Genomic DNA, 19346 nt, shown 5'->3' with positions numbered 1-19346 from the left:
GCAGATGTCGTTATGAGCGCTCAAAACGACATCTGCTGCTACCTAGTTGGGGTGGTGTTCGCCGGGGGTGGAAGGTACCGTAGCCCGCCGCAGCGTTTGAGACAATGTAGGAATGCGATCTCTGGGTAACCCTCACTCTGCGTCCAAACCAGCCAAGGGCGGCTTCTCCATGCTCCGGATCAGTGGGCCGGGAATGATGATTTTTGTCGTCGCCTTTGTGGTCGCGGTCATCTTCGCAGCCAACCAGAACGACGTCGTGGGTTGGGTTGTGGCCATTATCGCCGCCTTCTGGCTCGCATTGGCAGCCTTTGTGGTCTTCAGCATCCAAAAGGCCGCCAAGAAGGCCGGCGCCAAGCTGACGGAAGCCCAGAATGCCTTTAACACTGCAGCTGGCCGCGCGCCGTCGTCGTCCTCTGCGGACCATGGCGGCACCCGCGTGGTCTACGAGCGCTCCGAAGCGGACGAAGTCCGCGACCTCAAGCTTGACCACTCCTTCAAGATCGTCCAGGTTCAGGTCCGGGTGGTGGAGCAGGAGCGCGCCAAGGGTGAGGCCGCCGACCAGGACACCATCCGCCGCGCGCTGGAGACTATCGAAATCACCGCCACAAATGCCCGGGACATGATCCGCTCCTCGGGCGGCACGGAGGACCCGGTCACCGGAACGGTCATCGACTAGAGTGGAGCGGGTGAGCTCGGCATTGAAGAAGGACCACCTTCGCATCGCATCAGTCAACGTTAACGGCCTCCGCGCTGCCTTCAGGAATGGCATGGCGGCGTGGCTGGAGCCCCGCGAGGTGGACATCCTTTGCCTCCAGGAAGTCCGGGCCCCTGACGCGATCGTTCGGGAGCTCCTCGGCGATGGCTGGCACATCCTGCACGCTGAAGCCGAAGCCAAGGGCCGGGCCGGCGTCGCAATCGCCTCCCGCGAAGAGCCGCTGGAGACCCGCAACGGCATCGGGGACGACTACTTCGCCACCGCCGGCCGGTGGGTGGAAGCAGATTTCAGGCTGACCGATACTGCCGGGGAACCGGTGCAGCTGACCGTTGCCAGTGCCTACGTGCACTCCGGTGAAGCCGGAACCCCCAAGCAGGCGGACAAGTACCGTTTCCTGGATGCCATGAGCACGCGCCTGCCGGAACTGACCAAGCACAGCGACCACGGCCTGGTGGTGGGTGACCTGAACGTGGGCCATACGGAATTGGACATCCGTAACTGGAAGGGCAATGTGAAAAAGGCCGGCTTCCTGCCTGAGGAACGCGCGTACTTTGACCGGTTCTTCGGCGAGGACATCGGCTGGAAGGATGTCCACCGGGGCCTGGCCGGCAGTGTGGACGGCCCTTACACGTGGTGGTCGCAGCGGGGTCAGGCCTTTGACAATGACACTGGCTGGCGGATCGACTACCACCTGGCCACCCCGGAACTGGCTGCAGCCGCATTCTCCGCAGTCGTTGACAGGGCGCCGTCATGGGACACCCGTTTCTCTGACCATGCACCGCTGGTAGTGGACTACCGGCTCTAGATTTAAGGCCACAACGAATGACCACCTCTTCAACAGTCACCGGCCCCGCCGCGTCGCCGGCACCTGACGCCGTGACCGCCCACGCGCAAGCTGACCTGCCCGCCACCGGTGTGCGGCACCGCATCCTGTCCGGCATGCAGCCGTCGGCAGATTCGCTGCACCTCGGCAATTATCTCGGCGCCCTCGTTAACTGGGTCCGGATGCAGGACGAATACGACGCCGTCTTCTTCATCCCGGACCTGCACGCGATCACCGTCCCCCAGGATCCCGCCGAGCTGGCACGGCGTACGCGGATCACTGCGGCCCAATACATCGCCGGCGGCGTGGACGTCCACAAGTGCACCCTGTTCGTCCAGTCACAGGTGCCCGAACACGCACAGCTCGCGTGGGTCCTGAATTGCATTACCGGCTTCGGTGAAGCGTCCCGGATGACCCAGTTCAAGGACAAGGCGCAGAAACAGGGCACTGATTTCGCCAGTGTTGGGCTGTTTACCTACCCCATCCTGCAAGCGGCCGACATCCTCCTGTACCAGCCGGAGGGCGTCCCGGTAGGGGAGGACCAGCGCCAGCATGTGGAGCTGAGCCGTGACCTCGCCACACGCTTCAACTCGCGCTTCGGGGAAACGTTCACGGTGCCGCAGCCCTTCATCCAGAAGGAGTCCGCGAAAATCTACGACCTGCAGAACCCCACGGCGAAGATGTCCAAATCCGCCGAATCGCCGGCCGGCCTGATCAACCTCCTTGACGAGCCCAAGATCACGGCTAAGCGCATCAAATCCGCGGTCACGGACACGGAAACGGAAATCCGCTTCGACCGCGAAACCAAGCCTGGCGTCTCCAACCTGCTCACCATCTTCTCCGGGGTGACCGGCCAGAGCGTGGAGCAGCTGGTGGAGAGCTACCAGGGAAAGATGTACGGACACCTCAAAGTGGACCTGGCGGAAGCGGTCGTGGGCCACCTGACCCCCATCCGGGACCGCGCCAACGAGCTCCTGTCGGACCCTGCCGAGCTGGACCGGCTCCTGGCCCATGGCGCAGACAAGGCCCGGGAGATCGCGTCCGTCACTCTCAGCGACGTCTATGCCAAGGTGGGATTCCTTCCCTATGGCGGCGCACCGGGAGTCCGCTAACCCGATGTCGGTCTCAAGCAATGTCAGTGAAGGAATGAGCGTAGGCGTCATTCTGGGATTCCCCCCTGCCATCGCGAAAGAACTTCAACGGTGGCGCGCTTCGTTCGGTGATCCCATGGCGGCGGTGATCCCTGCCCACATCACACTGATCACCACCACGCCCACCCAGGACTGGGAGGCTACGCGGGAGCACGTCCGCGAGGTGGCGCGGAGGCAGGAACCGTTCATGGTGACCATAGCGGGCACCGGCACTTTCCGGCCTGTATCCCCGGTGGTGTACATCAACGTTGAGGACGGATTCGAGTCCTGCGTGGAGCTGCACGAGAAACTCCAGACCGGACCGCTCCAGCGTGACCTGCCGTTCTCGTACCATCCCCACGTGACGATCGCCCACGACGTCGCTCCCGAAAGCCTCGACGAAGCTGAAACGGTCCTGAAGGACTATAGGGCGACGTTCCCTGTGGTTAGCATGGGACTTTACGAGCACGATGCTGACGGCATCTGGCAGCTACGGGAAGAGCTGGACTTTGGGACCGAAACTGACAACGACGCCGGGGCCTGGGCCGCGGACGCAGCCGCCAACTCCGGGGGACCCGCCTCTTCCCACTGAACGCTCGCGCCTGAGGCTTGCCGTCATCCAGAAACGGATGGAATGGGGCAAAGCCAAGAGGTCCGACGGCGGCCCGGTGGCCAGTGCTGTGGCTATGTTCCAGTGGCTTCTGGCGCGGCTTAACGCTTTCCGGCCAATGCGCGCCTGGCAGCACTACAACCTCCAGCACGGCCCGCTGATGAGCGCCGGCATCGGCTTCCGGATGTTCTTCTCCATCACCGGCCTGTTGGCCACTGGCTTTTCGATCGCCGGGCTGGTGCTGCGGGGCCAGCCGGCCCTCCTGGACACGATTATCGCCAGCGTGGCCCAGAGTGCTCCGGGACTGCTTAAAGTGGACGGCGGGGAAGGCCTTGTGGATCCCCGGGACCTGTTGAACCCCGACGGCCTTGGCTGGACCGCGGTGATTGCGGCAGTGGTCACGGTGGTGACGTCGCTGGGCTGGATCGCTGCCCTGCGGGACGGACTCCGCGGCGTATTGCAGCTCCCGCCCCTGAAGGTCAACCCCATTGTCCTCAAACTGCGCGACGCCGGGACCCTCCTCCTCTTGGGTGTCGCCTTGGTCATCAGCGCCGGAGCTTCGCTTGTGTTTGGGACCGCGGCAGGTTGGGTCACGGATTTCCTGCAGTTGGAAGACGCCGTGGCGGGGCCGCTCACTACGGTGATCAAGATCGGCGTTCCGCTGACACTGAACTGGGTTACCGCGGTGATCATGTTCCGCCTTGCCGGAGGACTCAAGCTGTCCAAGCGGGCACTACTGGAGGGCACTATCCTGGCCGGAGTCGGGACGGCCGCGCTGCAGGTCTTCAGCACCGAACTGCTGGCCGGTGCCGGCCGCAATCCCATCCTGGCGCCGTTTGCCATCATTATCGGCCTGCTGATCTGGTTCAACCTGGTCAGTCAGGTCTACCTCGTATGCGCCAGCTGGTCCGCCATCCGCGACGTGGACCTGCGGAGCGTTCCCTCGGAGCACGAGAAAGCCGGGTGGGGCTCGCGCCACGTGCAACCCGGCAAGGTGCCCGTGGTGGGGCGTGCCAAGGACAGGCCGGGCGCTACTTCCCGGCGTCCAGGTACTGGTCGGCCCAGGCAGAAATAATCCTCGCCGCCCGCGCTGCCTGACCCTTGCCGGTGAGCAGGTGGTCGCTGCCCTCGAGGGAGACGAAGTTCCGGGGGTGGCGGGCGGTTTGGAAAATGGAGCTGGCATTCTCGATGCCCACCGTGTTGTCCGTGGGGGAGTGGAGCACCATCAGCGGCTTGTGCAACTGGCGGATGCAGTCCGTGAGGTCGGCGTTTTCCAGGTCCTCCACAAAGTGCTTGCGGATCTCCACGCGCTTCCCACCGAGGTCCACTTCGGCACTGCCCTCGCTGAGGATCTTATCCAGGGCAGCGTCGAAGACGTGCGCCACGTGCTTGGGTGAGAAGGGGGCGCCTACTGTTGCAACGGCGTCGAGCTCTGGAATCTGGCGGGCGGCAGACAGTACGGCGGCCCCGCCGAAGGAGTGGCCTACCAGCAGCGAGATGGCCTTGCCCTCTTCCCGCATGAATTCGGCAGCCTTGACGGTGTCGGCCACCTTATGGCTGAAGGAACCCTCCGACCAGTGGCCGGCGGATTCGCCCAGGCCCAGGTTGTCGAAGCGGAGCATGCCGATGCCTGTGTCAGCCAGGGCCTTGCACATCCGTGAAGCGGACGGGCTATCCTTGCCCAGCGTGAAGCCGTGGGAGAACACGCCCCAGCCGCGCACTGGACCCTCCGGGACGTCGATGATGCCCGACAGGAGTTCCCCGGTGGAACCTGCGAAGCTGACTTTTTCGGAGCGGGACATGGCGTGCCCTTTCGTTATGGCCGTCGTGTGTTAAAACAGACGACGGCGCCATTAACACTTTCAGTGCATGACGCCGTCGTTCGGTAAGACGTGAACTAGATCTTGCGGGAGAGGATTGCCTGCTTGACCTCGGCGATGGCCTGGGTCACCTGGATGCCGCGGGGGCACGCTTCGGAGCAGTTGAAGGTGGTGCGGCAACGCCACACGCCTTCCTTGTCGTTCAGGATCTCCAGGCGCATGTCGCCGGCATCATCACGTGAATCGAAGATGAAGCGGTGGGCGTTCACGATGGCGGCCGGGCCGAAGTACTGCCCGTCCGTCCAGAACACGGGGCACGAGGACGTGCACGCAGCGCAGAGGATGCACTTGGTGGTGTCGTCGAAGCGCTCACGGTCCTCGGCGGACTGCAGCCGTTCCTTGGTGGGCTCGTGGCCCTTGTTGATGAGGAAGGGCATGACTTCACGGAACGACTGGAAGAACGGCTCCATGTCCACGATCAGGTCCTTCTCGACCGGCAGGCCCTTGATCGGCTCAACCGTGATGGGCTTGGACGTGTCCAGGTCCTTCAGGAGTGTCTTGCAGGCGAGGCGGTTGCGGCCGTTGATGCGCATGGCATCGGAGCCGCAGACGCCGTGGGCGCAGGAGCGGCGGAACGAAACGCTGCCGTCGATCTCCCACTTGACCTTGTGCAGGGCATCCAGCACGCGGTCGGTGCCGTACATGGTCACCTTGAAGTCGTCCCATGTGGCGTCCTCGGACACCTCGGGGTTGTAACGGCGCACGCGGAGCGTGACATCGAATGTGGGGATCTCGCCGCCGCCTCCGATGTGGGCGGGCAGTTCGATCTTTGAGGCTGGCTCAGCAAGTTCGGCGGACATCTTAGTACTTCCTCACCATCGGCTCGTAGCGGGTAAAGACAACCGGTTTGGTGGCCAGGCGGATGCCGGCAATTGCTTCTGCAGAGCCGTCGGCCGGGGCGTGGTCGTCCTTGTACGCCATGGAGTGCTTCATGAATTTTTCGTCGTCACGGTCCGGGAAATCCTCGCGGAAGTGTCCACCGCGGGATTCCTCACGATGCAGGGCTGCCACGGTCATGACCTTGGCCAACTCCAGCAGGAAGCCGAGTTCAACGGCTTCCAGAAGGTCCAGGTTGAAGCGCTTGCCCTTGTCCTGGACGCTGATGTTCTTGTAGCGGGCCTCGAAGGACTCGATGTCCCGAAGGACCTGGTTCAGCGTGTCGGCCGTACGGAACACCTGCATGTTGGCGTCCATGGTGTCCTGGAGTTCCTTGCGGATCACGGCCACCTTCTCGTCGCCGTTGCCGTTCCGGGCAATGTCCAGCAGTTCGATGGTGTAAGCCTCGGGATCCTCCGGGAGGTCCACGAAGTCGGCCGTCTTGGCGTATTCAGCCGCCGCAATGCCGGCGCGCTTGCCGAACACGTTGATGTCCAGGAGGGAGTTGGTGCCGAGGCGGTTGGAGCCGTGGACGGAAACGCATGCCACTTCACCGGCGGCGTACAGGCCCGGCACCACGGTGTCATTGTCCTGCAGGACCTCGGTGGTGATGTTCGTGGGGATGCCGCCCATGGCGTAGTGGGCCGTCGGGAACACCGGGACAGGCTCCGTGTAAGGCTCCACGCCCAGATAGGTCCGTGCAAATTCAGTGATGTCCGGGAGTTTGGCATCGATGTGCGCAGGCTCCAGGTGGGTCAGGTCCAGGAGGACGTAGTCCTTGTTCGGACCACAGCCGCGGCCTTCACGGACTTCGTTGGCCATGGAGCGGGCCACGATGTCACGGGGTGCGAGGTCCTTGATGGTGGGGGCGTAGCGCTCCATGAAGCGCTCACCCTCGGAGTTACGAAGGATGGCACCTTCACCGCGGGCTGCCTCGGAAAGCAGGATGCCCAGGCCGGCGAGGCCTGTCGGGTGGAACTGGAAGAACTCCATGTCCTCCAGGGGGATGCCGCGGCGGAACGCGATGCCCATGCCGTCGCCGGTCAGGGTGTGGGCGTTGGAGGTGGTCTTGAAGACTTTGCCAGCACCGCCGGAGGCGAACACCACGGACTTGGCCTGGAATACGTGCAGTTCACCGGAGGCGAGGTCATAGGATACGACGCCGGCAACACGCTTCTGCTTGTACGGCGTGCCGTCCTCGCGGACCGCGTCCTCTTCGACCGTCAGGAGATCCAGGACGTAGTACTCGTTGTAGAACTCCACATTGTGCTTGACGCAGTTTTGGTAGAGAGTCTGCAGGATCATGTGGCCCGTGCGGTCTGCGGCGTAGCAGGCGCGGCGGACCGGTGCCTTGCCGTGGTCGCGGGTGTGGCCGCCGAAGCGGCGCTGGTCGATGCGGCCTTCAGGCGTGCGGTTGAACGGCAGGCCCATTTTCTCAAGGTCCAGCACGGCGTCGATGGCTTCCTTCGCCATGACTTCGGCGGCGTCCTGGTCAACCAGGTAGTCGCCGCCCTTAATGGTGTCGAAGGTGTGCCACTCCCAGTTGTCTTCCTCGACGTTGGCAAGTGCCGCGCACATGCCACCCTGCGCCGCACCGGTGTGCGAGCGGGTGGGGTAGAGCTTGGTCAGTACTGCTGTGCGGGCGCGCTGACCGGATTCGATCGCGGCGCGCATGCCAGCGCCACCGGCACCGACGATGACGACGTCGTACTTATGGACCTGCATACCAGACGCTCTTTCTCTCAAAATTCTGTGTAAAACAACGGGCAGGCGTTGCCTGCTCCGCAAAACGCGGCCCGCGGTTAATCGCGGGCTCCAGATGGTCGCTACGCAGCGGGGCAGAAACCACCCGGCAGCGGCACGCCGTTGACGTCCAACGGGCACGGGTTGAAGGTGAAGATCACCAAGGTGCCGAGGATGATGATGACGGCGGTGGCAGCATAGAGCACTGCCTTGAGCCAGAAGCGGCTGGAGTCCTTCTCGGCGTAGTCGTTAATAATGGTGCGGACGCCGTTGGTGCCGTGCAGCATGGCGAGCCACAGCATGGCCAGGTCCCAGAACTGCCAGAACGGATCGGCCCATTTGCCGGCCACGAAACCGAAGTCGATGGCGTGGATGCCTTCGCCCACGAGCAGGTTCACAAAGAGGTGCCCGAAAATCAGGACAACCAGGACCACGCCTGAGAGCCGCATGAACAGCCAAGCGGCCATCTCGAAGTTCCCCCTCGATGCGCCGCTGCGGCGGTACTGCGGGGCGATCTTGCCGCTGCGCGGACTCTGGATCTGAGTTGCAGTCATGGCTTAGTGACCTCCGAGGGCGAGGGAAAGGTGGCGGATGGAGAAGCCGACCATAACGACTACCCAAAGGGCCAGGACCGTCCACAGCATTTGGCGCTGGTACTTCGCGCCCTTCTTCCAGAAATCGACGGCGATGATCCGCAGGCCGTTAAAGGCGTGGAAGACAATCGCGGCGACAAGGCCCGTTTCACCCAGGGCCATCAGGGGATTCTTGTAGGCACCGATCACAGCCGTGTAGGCCTCGGGGGACACACGCACCAATGAGGTGTCCAGCACATGGACCAACAAGAAGAAAAAGATCACAACACCGGTAATACGGTGTCCTACCCAGGACCACATGCCTTCACGGCCGCGGTACAAGGTGCCAGCTGGTTTTGTCGGCACTGATTAAACCTCCCTGCAACACAGCGGCGCTGGCATGAGATCCACGCGGGGGGAACGCCTGCTGCGAGAGCACTCGTAGCTCAGGCCTAAATCTAGGCTTCGCTCACAGCTTATTCAATTTAGGAACTCCTTGGTGACTCCTGCTGCCGCGGTTTTGCGCCTGTTTTGAGACGAACGCCACATGATCGGGCGGTTCGGGGCGTGCCAGCTGCCCTTTGGGGAGGCCTCCGCGGGCGGGTCCGCTAAAGTAAGCGGTGATGAGTACAAACAAAGTGACAAGCCCGGCTTCACCCCTTAACCGCTTTATTGCGGTGATTCCGGCAGGCGGAGTGGGGACCCGTCTATGGCCCCTGTCACGCGCAGCAGCTCCCAAGTTCCTCCACGACCTCACGGGGTCTGGCAGCACTTTGCTTCGTGCCACGTACGACCGACTAGAGCCCTTGGCGGGCCGGCGGGTCCTCGTGGTCACGGGCACGGCACACCGTGCGGCCGTCTGCCGCCAGTTGCCCGAGGTCCAGGACGCCGACCTCGTGCTCGAAAGCGAGCCGAAGGATTCCGGCGCAGCCATCGGCCTCGCCGCTGCCATCCTGCACGAACGGGACCCGGATACCATCATGGGTTCCTTTGCCGCAGACCAGGTGATCAGCCCGGACCACCTTTTCCAGGAAGCCGTCCGGGAGGCCATCCATACGGCAGCCGCGGGAAAGATCGTGACGATCGGCATTAAGCCGACCCACCCGTCCACCGGTTTCGGCTACATCCGGGCCGGGCAGGAACTCCACATCGAAGGAGCCCCCAGTGCCCAGGCGGTGGTGGAGTTCGTGGAGAAGCCGGACGAGGACGTTGCCCAGCAGTATGTGGACAGCGGCGAGTACGTCTGGAATGCGGGTATGTTCGTGGCTCCCGTTGCCCTGATGCTTAAGCACCTTGAAGCCAACCAACCGGAACTCTTCAAGGGCCTGCAGGAGATTGCCCAGGCGTGGGACACTCCCGAACGGGATGCAGTCACGGCACGGGTCTGGCCCACACTGCCCAAGATCGCCATTGACTACGCGGTGGCCGAACCTGCTGCCGCTGCAGGCGACGTCGCAGTGGTCCCCGGCACTTTCGGCTGGGACGACGTCGGAGACTTCGCATCGGTGGGCCGGCTCAACAGCGCCCGTGAGGTGGATGACGTCACGGTTATTGGCGAGGGAGCCCGCGTCTTCACCGAGAACGCCAGCGGCGTGGTGGTCTCTGACACGAAGCGCGTCATTGCCCTTATCGGCATCAAGGACGTTGTCATCGTTGACACCGGGGACGCCCTTCTGGTGACCACCAAGCAGCACGCCCAGCGGGTCAAGGGTGCTGTTGATGCGCTGAAGGCAAGCGGCGACACCGACGTCCTGTAGTTCAATGGTCCGAGTCGCTCCGGGACGAGTAATCCGTAACGCGCCGCCTGTGATGCCGCTATTCCGTGGACGCTCGCTAGAGTAAATCTGTGCGCAATTACACTACTGAAGCTGAGCCCACCGCGTTGGTGGGGCCATGGCTGGAGCCGCTCCTTCCGGAACTGATCGATTTCCGCCGGGACCTTCACGCGCACCCTGAGCTGTCGTTCAAGGAATTCCGAACCACTGACAGGCTCGTGGAACGGCTTGAGGCTGCCGGCCTGCAACCCAAGCGGCTTGACGGAACCGGGCTGACGGTGGACGTCGGTGAGGGCCCCATTGCCACTGCCCTGCGCGGTGATATCGATGCCCTCCCCATCATCGAAGAGACAGGCCTGCCGTTCGCGTCCAAGAACCACGGCGTGACCCATGCCTGCGGCCATGATGTCCACACCACCACCATGCTGGGCATCGCCTTGGTGCTTGACCGGATGCACCAGGAAGCGCCGCTGGGTGGCACTGTCCGTATTATCTTCCAGCCCGCAGAAGAGACCATGCCCGGCGGTGCGCATTCGTGCATCGAGCAAGGCGTCCTGGACGGCGTCCCGCGGATCCTTGCGCTGCACTGTGACCCGCGTATCGACGTCGGCAAGATCGGAACGCGCATCGGCGCCATCACCTCGGCGTCGGACACCATTCGGATTGAGCTGTCAGGCCGGGGTGGCCACACCTCCCGCCCGCACCTGACCGAAGACCTCGTGTTTGCCCTGTCGCAGATAGCCGTGAACGTTCCGGCCGTGTTGTCCCGCCGCGTGGATGTCCGCAGCGGGGTGTCCGTGGTCTGGGGGCAGATCTCCGCCGGGTCCGCTCCCAACGCCATTCCGGGCAGCGGATACATGGCCGGCACCATGCGCTGCCTGGACCGGGACGCTTGGCACAGCGCCGGGGAACTCCTGGATGAGGTGGTCCACCAAGTGGCCGCGCCGTATGGCGTGGACGTGCGGCTGGAGCACACCAGGGGAGTCCCGCCAGTAGTTAACTCCGAGCACGAAACCGCCCTCATCGAAGCTGCTGCTCGCGCTGAAATCGGCGAAGGCGCGGTAGTGCTGACCCCGCAGTCCATGGGCGGGGAGGACTTCGCCTGGTTCCTGGCAGAACTGCCCGGCGCCATGATGCGGCTTGGCACTAAGACTCCCGGCGGCGAAGAGTACGATCTCCACCGCGGCGATTACATCCTGGACGAGCGGGCCCTCGGCTTCGGCATCCAGGTCCTGACCGCCGCCGCCCTGAGGACCATCCGCGACCTCCGGGCCGTCTGACTCCCTGGCGCGAACTGGCAGCTAACGCCCTTAATTCCACAATTTGGGCGCATTACCTGCGAGTTCGCGCCTTTTCCAATCCGGTAAGTTGTGCACAATTGAATTGTGCACTATCGTTTAGGTCATGACTGAAGCTCCCCGCCTCGACCGCCAGGTGTGCTTTGCCCTCTACGCCGCCTCCCGTGCGGCAACCGCCGTGTACCGGCCCATCCTTGAAGACCTCGGCCTGACCTACCCGCAGTATCTGGTGATGCTGGTCCTGTGGGAATCCGATGCGAAGGGAGTCAAGGAATTGGGGGAGGAGCTGGGGCTCGACTCGGGCACACTGTCGCCGCTGCTCAAGCGCCTGGAAGCGCTGGGCTTCGTGGAGCGGCGCCGATCCGGCGAAGACGAACGCCGTGTAGCCATCCACCTGACCACAGCCGGGCGGGCGCTCAGCAGCAAGGCCAGCGGGATTCCCCAGCATCTTGCCGATGCTGCCGGACTTTCGGACCAAGAACTCGAACAGCTCCGCGCCACTCTCGGCAGGCTCACGGAAGCACTCCACCGCTCGCACTGACCACCACTTTTTCCGCCATCCATATCCAACAGGACGGACACACATGAAGACTCTCTACACGGCCGAGGCCCTGGCTTCCGGCGAAGGCCGGGACGGAAACGCACGCACCAAGGACGGGAAGCTGGATGTCAGCCTGGCGAGCCCCGTGGAACTGGGCGGAGACGGCTTGGGCACCAATCCGGAGCAGCTTTTCGCCGCCGGCTACGCTGCGTGCTTCCATTCGGCACTCCGCCTCGTAGGGCGCAAGGAGCGTGCTGATCTCACCGATTCGGCGGTGGCTGCCAAGATCCACTTCGGGGCACTGGAGGACGGCGTTGGTTACGGCCTCGCCGCGGAACTGGAAATTGCTGTCCCTGCCGTTGACCTCGCCACGGCCGAAAGCCTGGTAGCCAAAGCGCACCAGATCTGCCCCTACTCCAACGCCACCCGCGGAAACATGACGGTGGACATCAAAATCCTGGAGTTCGCAGCATGAGCACAACAACTGCACTACCCACATCCACCCGTGAAATCCACCTGGCATCGCGCCCCGCCGGACGCCCCGTTCCGGAGAACTTCCGCTTGGCCGAGGCGCCGCTGCCGGCGCTCAAGGAGGGCCAAATCCTGGTCCGGAACCTCTACATTTCGGTGGATCCCTACATGCGCGGACGCATGAATGACGTCAAGTCCTACTCCGCGCCTTTCGCACTGGATGCGGCGCTCGACGGCGGTGCCGTTGGTGAGGTCATCGCGTCCAGGGCCGAGGGACGGAAGGTGGGTGACGCCGTCGTCCATCAGCTGGGCTGGCGCGAGTACGCTGTCCTGGACGCAGACAAAACATCTGTTGCCCGCACCGACCTCGCGCCGGCGTCGGCGTTCCTCGGGGCCCTGGGCATGACCGGCCTGACGGCGTATGCCGGACTCCTTAAGGTGGCGGACTTCAAAGCCGGGGATGCCGTGTTCGTTTCCGGTGCCGCTGGTGCTGTGGGGTCGCTCGTGGGTCAGATTGCCAAGGCGATGGGCGCTTCCCGGGTCATCGGCAGTGCGGGAACCCCCGAAAAGGTTGCACGGCTCCTGGAGCTGGGCTTCGATGCTGCGTTCAACTACCACGACGGGCCCGTGCGGGAGCAGCTCGAAATGGCCGCCGGAACTGCAGGCATCGACGTGTATTTCGATAACGTGGGCGGTGAGCACCTGGAGGCAGCGCTGGCGGTCCTGAATGTCGGCGGCCGCGTGGCCATGTGCGGCGCCATCGCCCAGTACAACTCCACCGAGCCCACACCGGCTCCGCGCAACCTCATGCTCGCCATCGGCAAGCAGCTCACCTTGCGCGGGTTCCTGGTGGGCGGACAGCGCCAGCACGGACCGGAGTTCTTCGAGAAGATGTCGGCCTGGCTGGCGGACGGTTCGGTCCGCTACGACGAGACGGTGGTGGACGGACTGGAGAACGCTCCGCGGGCCTTCATGGACCTCCTGGGCGGCGCGAACACCGGGAAGATGCTGGTTCGCCTCTAGCGCCGTCCTCCAGGACAGACGAACACTTGTGGCCCCGTTTCGACGGGGCCACAAGTGTTTCATCCGCCCCATATATGCGTGGTACCTACTGCTTGGTAACAAAATCTCAACAATCTTCGGGATCGGCCCGGGATGTGTTACCGGTAGTGGCGCAGGCCACTAAAGTAGCTTTCATCAGAGCGCTTCGGCGCAGTGCTGCGGACCGTCAGTGAAAACAGAATTTCAGGGTTGAAACAGACACTCATTGAATTCCCGTCGTAGCGCATCTCTCTTCATCCTGGAGGAATCTTGAAGACATCACTGCGTGCACACCTCAAACGCGGTTCAGTCGCAGGCGTGGCCACTGTGGGTGCTACCGCACTCCTCTTGACCGGCTGCGGTGCGCCTCCCGAAGCCGGCAGCCCCACCGCGACGGCCAGTGACTACACCGGCTGCATCGTCTCGGACTCCGGCGGATTCGATGACCAGTCGTTCAACCAGTCCTCGTACGAGGGCTTGAAGAAGGCACAAGCCGATCTGGGCATCAAGATCAACCAGGTCGAGTCCAAGACCAATAACGACTTCGAGCCGAACCTGCGGGCGATGGTTGCAGCCAACTGCGACCTCACCTTGACGGTCGGATTCCTGCTCGGCGATGCCACCAAGGCCCAGGCCGCGGCCAACCCGAACAGCCACTTCGCCATCATCGACTTCGGCTACGACCCGCCCATCAGCAACGTCAAGCCGATCATCTACGACACCGCCCAGGCAGCGTTCCTGTCCGGTTACTTGGCCGCAGGAACCACCAAGACCGGAAGCGTAGCCACTTTCGGGGGCCGGAAGATCCCCACCGTGACCATCTTTATGGACGGCTTTGCCGATGGCGTGAAGTACTACAACGAAAAGAAGGGCGCGGACGTCAAGGTCCTTGGCTGGGACAAAGCCACCCAGGACGGCAGCTTCACCGGCGACTTCGAAAAGCAGGACAAGGGCAAGCAGCTCACCCAGAACTTCCTGGACCAGGGAGCTGACATCGTTATGCCTGTCGCCGGTCCGGTGGGCAAGGGTGCGGGCGCGGCTCTCATGGAGGCGAAGGCTGCGGGCAAGGACGTCAAGCTTATCTGGGTTGACTCCGACGGCTTCCTGACCGCACCGGAATACAAGGACATCATGCTTTCCTCGGTCATGAAGCTGATGGGCGACGCCGTTGAAACCGTGGTTAAGGACGACAAGGACGGTAAGTTCACCAACACCCCCTATGTTGGCACCTTGGCGAACGACGGCGTCCAGCTGGCACCTTTCCACAACTTCGACGCCGAGGTCCCGGCTGAGCTGAAGTCCGAGCTGGACCAGCTCAAGAAGGACATCATCGACGGCAAGCTGAAGGTCGAGTCGGCGGCAAGCCCCAAGGCTTAGCCACCTTCACTGAGCGCCACCCCCGGATGGTCATCGACTGGCCGGGCGGTGGCGCTTTTTGTTGGAGTTCGCTGGTCCGCGAGACCGCCCACGCAGGACTGCACGCACTAGGCTGGTGCTGCAGCCACATATCCCGTCCGGTGGGGATTCACCGGACGCTTCGAGATTGGTCAGAGTTTTGAAACTTGAACTCAGAGGGATCACCAAACGTTTCGGCTCCCTGCTCGCCAACGATCACATCGACGTGGTGGTTGAACCCGGACAGATCCATTGTCTGCTGGGCGAGAACGGGGCCGGCAAGTCCACCCTGATGAATGTGCTGTACGGGCTCTACGAGCCCACCGAGGGCGAAATCCTCATTGACGACAAACCAGTTTCCTTCCGCGGCCCCGGCGACGCCATGGCTGCCGGCATCGGCATGGTGCACCAGCACTTTATGCTCGTTCCTGTCTTCACGGTTGCCGAGAATGTAGCCCTTGGCGCGGAATCCACCAAGGCGGGCGGCTTCCTTAACCTGGACGACACCCGGCGCAAGATCAGGGAGATCTCGGACCGCTACGGATTCGACGTCGACCCCGATGCCCTGGTGGAGGACCTCCCGGTGGGCGTGCAGCAGCGCGTGGAAATCATCAAGGCGCTCGTCCGCGACGCCAGGGTCCTCATCCTCGACGAACCGACGGCGGTGCTGACGCCACAGGACACCGATGAGCTGCTGGACATCATGCGCCAGCTCAAAAGCAGCGGAACCTCGATTGTCTTCATCTCGCACAAACTCCGTGAGGTCAAGGCGGTGTCCGACACCATCACCGTGATCCGGCGCGGCAAAGTTGTGGGCAGCGCTGACCCTGCGGCCCCCACGGCGGAATTGGCATCGATGATGGTCGGCCGGGCTGTCAGCCTCACCCTGGACAAGGCTCCCGCCAAGCCCCAGGAGAAGACCTTCCAGGTCAAGGACCTCACCGTCATTGCCCCGAGTGGCCAACACGTAGTAGACGGCATCAGCTTCGACATCGCCCGGGGCGAGATCCTGGCGCTGGCAGGGGTCCAGGGAAACGGGCAGACGGAACTGACCGAGGCCATCCTTGGCCTGCAAGATCGGGTTCACGGCTCGATCATGCTCGACGGTGAAGAACTCCTGGGCCGCAGCGTCAAAGATGTCCTCAACTCCGGCGTCGGTTTTGTTCCGGAGGACCGCTCGGTGGACGGCCTGATCGGAACGTTCTCCATCGCAGAGAACCTCGTCCTGGACCGTTACGACCAGCCCCCGTTCGCCAAGGGGATCAGCATGAGCCCGGCGAAAGTCCTGGAGAATGCGAAGGCGCGGATTGGCGAGTTCGATGTCCGCACCGAGTCAGGGTCCCTGGCTGCAGGGACGCTGTCCGGAGGCAACCAGCAAAAAGTAGTCATGGCCAGGGAACTCTCCCGGCCCTTGCGATTGTTTATCGCCTCCCAACCCACACGCGGTGTTGACGTTGGTTCGATCGAGTTCCTGCACAAACGGATCGTTGCCGAACGCGACCACGGAACGCCTGTGCTGATCGTTTCCACGGAGCTGGACGAGGTCATGGAACTCGCCGACCGGATTGCGGTCGTTTATAAGGGCAAGCTCGTGGGCATAGTCCCTTCGGGCACAGGCAGGGACGTCCTCGGCCTCATGATGGCCGGGATATCGCCGGAGGACGCTACACCAACGGACACTGCGCTCGCAGGGAAGCTGCCCGCAGAAAACGGGCGCCGGGAAACAGGCACCACTGAGACCCCACCAACCTCCACCGCCAGCGCCGAAGGAGGCGACCATGTCTGAGAAGCACCCCCGCAAACACGCGGCTGACCGGCCTGCTGAGAAACCCCATGAGGACAGTCCCGCTGCCGAGGAAACTGCCGCGGTTGTCGCCCTGGATACTGCCGGGGGAGCCATGGAACCTTCGGCGGTTCCGGCCACGGCGCAGAGCGGCAAGCTGCCTGGCGGTCCCGAGACACTGGCCCGGCGGATCTTCACCGGCAGCGGCATGGTTTCCCTGCTGGCTGTGCTGCTTGCCCTCGTCATCGGCGGCCTGCTGATAGCAAGCACCGATGAGCGGGTGGGCGCGACCTCCACGTACCTGTTTGCCCGCCCCACGGATTTCCTCTCCGCTGTCTGGACCGCGGCCACTGGCTCCTATGTAGCCCTGTTCCAGGGTGCGATCTTCAACCCGATGGCTTCCAGCGTGGCTGTCCAGTTTGCCCCGCTGATGGAGACCCTCACCATTGCGACGCCCTTGATCACCGCTGGCCTGGGTGTAGCCCTGGCATTCCGCGCGGGCCTCTTTAACATCGGTGCCCAAGGCCAGATCGTCATGGCAGGCATCCTTGCCGCGTGGGTTGGCTTCGCGCTGCACCTCCCGGTGGGACTGCACCTGCTGCTGGTCCTCGTAGCCGGCATCGTGGGCGGCGCACTGTGGGGCGGGCTGGTGGGGCTCCTCAAGGCCCGGACAGGCGCCCACGAGGTCATCGTGACCATCATGTTCAACTATGTGGCGCTGTACTTTCTGGGATATCTGCTGAACACGCCGGCCTTCCAGCGACCGGGCGAATCCAACCCCATCTCGCCCATCCTGGACGCCACCGCGGTATACCCTCAAATCCTCGGCTCACAGTACCGGCTGCACCTGGGCTTCATCCTGGCCATCGCCGCAACCATCCTGGTCTGGTGGCTCCTCAACCGTTCCACGGTCGGCTTTGAATTCCGGGCCGTGGGGGCAAACCCCAAGGCGGCCCAGACAGCCGGCATCAACGTGTCGCGCTCCACCATCCTGGTGATGGCAATCGCGGGAGCCCTGGCCGGCATGTCAGGGGTCGCCCAGGTAGCAGGGACGGAAAAGGTCCTGACCGACGGGGTGGCTGCCACTTACGGCTTCGACGCGATCACCGTTGCGCTGCTGGGACGTTCGACGCCGTGGGGCACCTTCGCGGCGGGCTTGCTGTTCGGCGCCTTCCGCGCCGGCGCCGTGCAGATGCAGATCCAGACCGGAACCCCCATCGACATCGTCCTGGTGGTCCAGTCCCTGATCGTCCTCTTCATCGCGGCCCCGCCGCTGGTGCGGGCCGTCTTCGGGCTGAATCCACGGCGCAGGAAGCCGGCTAAAGCCGGCAGGTCCCAGCAGGCAGCAACCACCGGAGGCGCAGCATGAGCACAACAGCAACCTCGCCCCTGCCAGGAAAACGCGAGCCTGGAACCCCGCAGGCCGCCAACCGGTCCCAGGGAGTCTCGGCTAAGCCAGTGACATGGAAGACCCCCGTGATGCTGGCGCTCCTGGCACTCGTCGCCTTTGTCTTCTTTGGCCTCTTGGGACCCAACCAGACTGCCGAGTTTGGCATTTCCACCGGCAGTGACTTCTTCCAGCTACCGGCCCTCGAAGTGCCCGCGTTCCTTGGCGGCTTGGTGCTTTCGGTGATCCTGCTGGGGCTCGCGGCGTATGCGGTCTTCCTCAAAACGAAGGACCAGGCAGCACCGGCCTGGCTGCCCATCACCTTCACCGTACTCTTCGTGGCAGCCTTCCTGATCTGGGTGGTGGGCGGAGCCCGTACGCCCAGCATTTCGCTTGCGGGCCTGATCGCCGGATCCGTCACCCTTGCAGTACCGCTGGTGTTCGGATCCTTGTCGGGGGTCCTGTGCGAACGCGTCGGCGTGGTCAACATAGCAATCGAAGGGCAACTCCTCGGCGGTGCGTTCACGGCCGCCATGGTGGCGACGATGACCAGGAACCCCTTCCTGGGCCTACTGGCCGCAGCAGTGGCGGGTGCCGTCGTCTCCATGGTCCTGGCGCTCTTCAGCATCAAGTACCTGGTCAACCAGATCATTGTGGGTGTTGTCCTCAACGTCCTGGTGTCCGGCCTCACCGGTTTCCTGTTCAGTACCGTCATGCAGGCCAACAAGGCCCAGTTCAATTCGCCCGTGGGCCTGGACAACATCGAAATTCCGGTGCTGTCCGGTATCCCGATCATTGGGCCCATCCTGTTCAAGCAGACGCTGGTGGGCTACCTGATGTACGTCGCGGTCATCGTCGTCTGGCTTGGCCTCTTCAAGACCAAATGGGGGCTAAGGGTCCGTGCCGTGGGCGAACACCCGCAGGCGGCGGACACCCTGGGCATCAAGGTCAACGCCACGCGTTTCTGGAACGTCACCATCGGCGGCGCCATCGCAGGCATCGGCGGATCGTTCTTCACCCTGGTGGCGATCGACAGCTTCACTAAGGAGATCTCCGGCGGTCGCGGATTCATCGCCCTGGCCGCGTTGATCTTTGGCCGGTGGAACCCCATTGGAGCTTTCTTTGCCGCCCTGCTGTTCGGCTTCGCGGACAACCTCCAGAGCATCGTGACTATTATCGGGACCCCCGTGCCCAGCCAGTTCATGGCCATGCTGCCCTACCTGGTGACCGTCTTCGCCGTCGCCGGACTGGTGGGACGTTCCAGGCCGCCGGCGGCCAGCGGCATCCCGTACGTCAAGGGTTGACG

19 protein-coding genes are annotated in these 19346 nt (G+C 63.5%); 14 read left to right on the top strand and 5 right to left on the bottom strand.

What is annotated here, in order from left to right; translation table 11 throughout:
• The first annotated feature begins 112 nt into the window (after nucleotides 1–112).
• Genes V9L17_RS00845 through V9L17_RS00825 form a run of 5 tightly spaced genes read left to right on the top strand, consistent with a single transcriptional unit; the run spans nucleotide 113 to nucleotide 4353 of the window.
• Nucleotides 113–676 carry a hypothetical protein gene (locus V9L17_RS00845; RefSeq protein WP_337346685.1) on the top strand — a complete coding sequence of 188 codons (564 nt, stop codon included), beginning with the start codon at nucleotides 113–115 and terminating at the stop codon, nucleotides 674–676.
• A 10-nt stretch (nucleotides 677–686) separates the two neighbouring features.
• A complete protein-coding gene (locus V9L17_RS00840; protein ID WP_337350070.1) occupies nucleotides 687–1520 on the top strand; it encodes an exodeoxyribonuclease III in 834 nt (277 codons plus the stop codon).
• Between the two features lie 17 nt (nucleotides 1521–1537).
• Entirely contained in the window at nucleotides 1538–2650 is a 1113-nt protein-coding gene (gene trpS / locus V9L17_RS00835) for a tryptophan--tRNA ligase (protein WP_337350069.1), read from the top strand.
• A 4-nt stretch (nucleotides 2651–2654) separates the two neighbouring features.
• Nucleotides 2655–3260: a 2'-5' RNA ligase family protein gene (locus V9L17_RS00830; RefSeq protein ID WP_337346682.1), complete on the top strand. Its 606-nt coding sequence runs from the start codon at nucleotides 2655–2657 to the stop codon at nucleotides 3258–3260.
• Between the two features lie 37 nt (nucleotides 3261–3297).
• Nucleotides 3298–4353: a YihY/virulence factor BrkB family protein gene (locus V9L17_RS00825; protein WP_337346681.1), complete on the top strand. Its 1056-nt coding sequence runs from the start codon at nucleotides 3298–3300 to the stop codon at nucleotides 4351–4353.
• On the opposite strand, the gene V9L17_RS00820 is transcribed toward V9L17_RS00825, so the two are convergent.
• The 5 genes from V9L17_RS00820 to sdhC all read right to left on the bottom strand — a co-directional run bounded on the left by V9L17_RS00820 (nucleotide 4310) and on the right by sdhC (nucleotide 8715).
• A complete protein-coding gene (locus V9L17_RS00820) occupies nucleotides 4310–5080 on the bottom strand; it encodes an alpha/beta hydrolase family protein (RefSeq protein WP_337346680.1) in 771 nt (256 codons plus the stop codon). The two genes, V9L17_RS00825 and V9L17_RS00820, sit on opposite strands and share 44 nt — an antisense overlap.
• A gap of 95 nt (nucleotides 5081–5175) precedes the next feature.
• On the bottom strand, nucleotides 5176–5958 hold the full coding sequence (locus V9L17_RS00815; protein WP_307051608.1) for a succinate dehydrogenase iron-sulfur subunit: 783 nt from the start codon (nucleotides 5956–5958) through the stop codon (nucleotides 5176–5178).
• A 1-nt stretch (nucleotide 5959) separates the two neighbouring features.
• On the bottom strand, nucleotides 5960–7759 hold the full coding sequence (gene sdhA / locus V9L17_RS00810; RefSeq protein WP_337346679.1) for a succinate dehydrogenase flavoprotein subunit: 1800 nt from the start codon (nucleotides 7757–7759) through the stop codon (nucleotides 5960–5962).
• A gap of 101 nt (nucleotides 7760–7860) precedes the next feature.
• On the bottom strand, nucleotides 7861–8331 hold the full coding sequence (locus tag V9L17_RS00805; RefSeq protein ID WP_337346678.1) for a succinate dehydrogenase hydrophobic membrane anchor subunit: 471 nt from the start codon (nucleotides 8329–8331) through the stop codon (nucleotides 7861–7863).
• Nucleotides 8332–8334: 3 nt separating this feature from the next.
• The gene (gene sdhC / locus V9L17_RS00800; RefSeq protein ID WP_082576094.1) at nucleotides 8335–8715 is read right to left on the bottom strand and encodes a succinate dehydrogenase, cytochrome b556 subunit; all 381 of its coding nucleotides are present in this window, start codon (nucleotides 8713–8715) and stop codon (nucleotides 8335–8337) included.
• Between the two features lie 257 nt (nucleotides 8716–8972).
• On the opposite strand from sdhC, the gene V9L17_RS00795 reads away from it, so the two are divergent.
• The 9 genes from V9L17_RS00795 (at nucleotide 8973) to V9L17_RS00755 (ending at nucleotide 19344) form a co-directional block, all read left to right on the top strand.
• Nucleotides 8973–10106 carry a mannose-1-phosphate guanylyltransferase gene (locus V9L17_RS00795; RefSeq protein WP_337346677.1) on the top strand — a complete coding sequence of 378 codons (1134 nt, stop codon included), beginning with the start codon at nucleotides 8973–8975 and terminating at the stop codon, nucleotides 10104–10106.
• Nucleotides 10107–10195: 89 nt separating this feature from the next.
• Complete coding sequence (locus tag V9L17_RS00790) at nucleotides 10196–11404, top strand: amidohydrolase (protein WP_337346676.1); 1209 nt, start codon at nucleotides 10196–10198, stop codon at nucleotides 11402–11404.
• Nucleotides 11405–11528: 124 nt separating this feature from the next.
• A complete protein-coding gene (locus V9L17_RS00785) occupies nucleotides 11529–11963 on the top strand; it encodes a MarR family winged helix-turn-helix transcriptional regulator (RefSeq protein ID WP_337346675.1) in 435 nt (144 codons plus the stop codon).
• A 43-nt stretch (nucleotides 11964–12006) separates the two neighbouring features.
• Nucleotides 12007–12438, top strand: a complete 432-nt coding sequence (locus V9L17_RS00780) for an organic hydroperoxide resistance protein (protein ID WP_337346674.1) — start codon at nucleotides 12007–12009, stop codon at nucleotides 12436–12438.
• Nucleotides 12435–13457: an NADP-dependent oxidoreductase gene (locus V9L17_RS00775; protein WP_337350068.1), complete on the top strand. Its 1023-nt coding sequence runs from the start codon at nucleotides 12435–12437 to the stop codon at nucleotides 13455–13457. Before V9L17_RS00780 ends, V9L17_RS00775 begins: the two co-directional genes overlap by 4 nt.
• A 288-nt stretch (nucleotides 13458–13745) precedes the next feature.
• Nucleotides 13746–14852, top strand: a complete 1107-nt coding sequence (locus V9L17_RS00770) for a BMP family lipoprotein (protein ID WP_337346672.1) — start codon at nucleotides 13746–13748, stop codon at nucleotides 14850–14852.
• Between the two features lie 178 nt (nucleotides 14853–15030).
• Nucleotides 15031–16656: an ABC transporter ATP-binding protein gene (locus V9L17_RS00765; RefSeq protein WP_337350067.1), complete on the top strand. Its 1626-nt coding sequence runs from the start codon at nucleotides 15031–15033 to the stop codon at nucleotides 16654–16656.
• Entirely contained in the window at nucleotides 16649–18022 is a 1374-nt protein-coding gene (locus V9L17_RS00760; RefSeq protein ID WP_337350066.1) for an ABC transporter permease, read from the top strand. Before V9L17_RS00765 ends, V9L17_RS00760 begins: the two co-directional genes overlap by 8 nt.
• Nucleotides 18019–19344, top strand: a complete 1326-nt coding sequence (locus tag V9L17_RS00755) for an ABC transporter permease (protein ID WP_337350065.1) — start codon at nucleotides 18019–18021, stop codon at nucleotides 19342–19344. The genes V9L17_RS00760 and V9L17_RS00755 overlap by 4 nt, the downstream gene beginning before the upstream one ends.
• Nucleotides 19345–19346 lie beyond the last annotated feature (2 nt).

Source organism: Pseudarthrobacter sp. CCNWLW207 (assembly GCF_037203945.1).
GTDB lineage: Bacteria > Actinomycetota > Actinomycetes > Actinomycetales > Micrococcaceae > Arthrobacter.
The sequence above is the reverse complement of the archived record's forward strand: the minus strand, read 5'-3'. Positions and strand labels throughout refer to the sequence as shown.

What these genes read in the sequence shown, in the direction of transcription:
- V9L17_RS00845 (WP_337346685.1), top strand. Translation starts at nt 113, where the DNA reads ATGCGATCTCTGGGTAACCCTCACTCTGCGTCCAAACCAGCCAAGGGC.
- trpS (WP_337350069.1), top strand. Translation starts at nt 1,538, where the DNA reads ATGACCACCTCTTCAACAGTCACCGGCCCCGCCGCGTCGCCGGCACCT.
- V9L17_RS00830 (WP_337346682.1), top strand. Translation starts at nt 2,655, where the DNA reads ATGTCGGTCTCAAGCAATGTCAGTGAAGGAATGAGCGTAGGCGTCATT.
- V9L17_RS00825 (WP_337346681.1), top strand. Translation starts at nt 3,298, where the DNA reads ATGGAATGGGGCAAAGCCAAGAGGTCCGACGGCGGCCCGGTGGCCAGT.
- V9L17_RS00820 (WP_337346680.1), bottom strand. Translation starts at nt 5,080, where the DNA reads ATGTCCCGCTCCGAAAAAGTCAGCTTCGCAGGTTCCACCGGGGAACTC.
- V9L17_RS00815 (WP_307051608.1), bottom strand. Translation starts at nt 5,958, where the DNA reads ATGTCCGCCGAACTTGCTGAGCCAGCCTCAAAGATCGAACTGCCCGCC.
- sdhA (WP_337346679.1), bottom strand. Translation starts at nt 7,759, where the DNA reads ATGCAGGTCCATAAGTACGACGTCGTCATCGTCGGTGCCGGTGGCGCT.
- V9L17_RS00805 (WP_337346678.1), bottom strand. Translation starts at nt 8,331, where the DNA reads ATGACTGCAACTCAGATCCAGAGTCCGCGCAGCGGCAAGATCGCCCCG.
- V9L17_RS00795 (WP_337346677.1), top strand. Translation starts at nt 8,973, where the DNA reads ATGAGTACAAACAAAGTGACAAGCCCGGCTTCACCCCTTAACCGCTTT.
- V9L17_RS00785 (WP_337346675.1), top strand. Translation starts at nt 11,529, where the DNA reads ATGACTGAAGCTCCCCGCCTCGACCGCCAGGTGTGCTTTGCCCTCTAC.
- V9L17_RS00780 (WP_337346674.1), top strand. Translation starts at nt 12,007, where the DNA reads ATGAAGACTCTCTACACGGCCGAGGCCCTGGCTTCCGGCGAAGGCCGG.
- V9L17_RS00775 (WP_337350068.1), top strand. Translation starts at nt 12,435, where the DNA reads ATGAGCACAACAACTGCACTACCCACATCCACCCGTGAAATCCACCTG.
- V9L17_RS00760 (WP_337350066.1), top strand. Translation starts at nt 16,649, where the DNA reads ATGTCTGAGAAGCACCCCCGCAAACACGCGGCTGACCGGCCTGCTGAG.
- V9L17_RS00755 (WP_337350065.1), top strand. Translation starts at nt 18,019, where the DNA reads ATGAGCACAACAGCAACCTCGCCCCTGCCAGGAAAACGCGAGCCTGGA.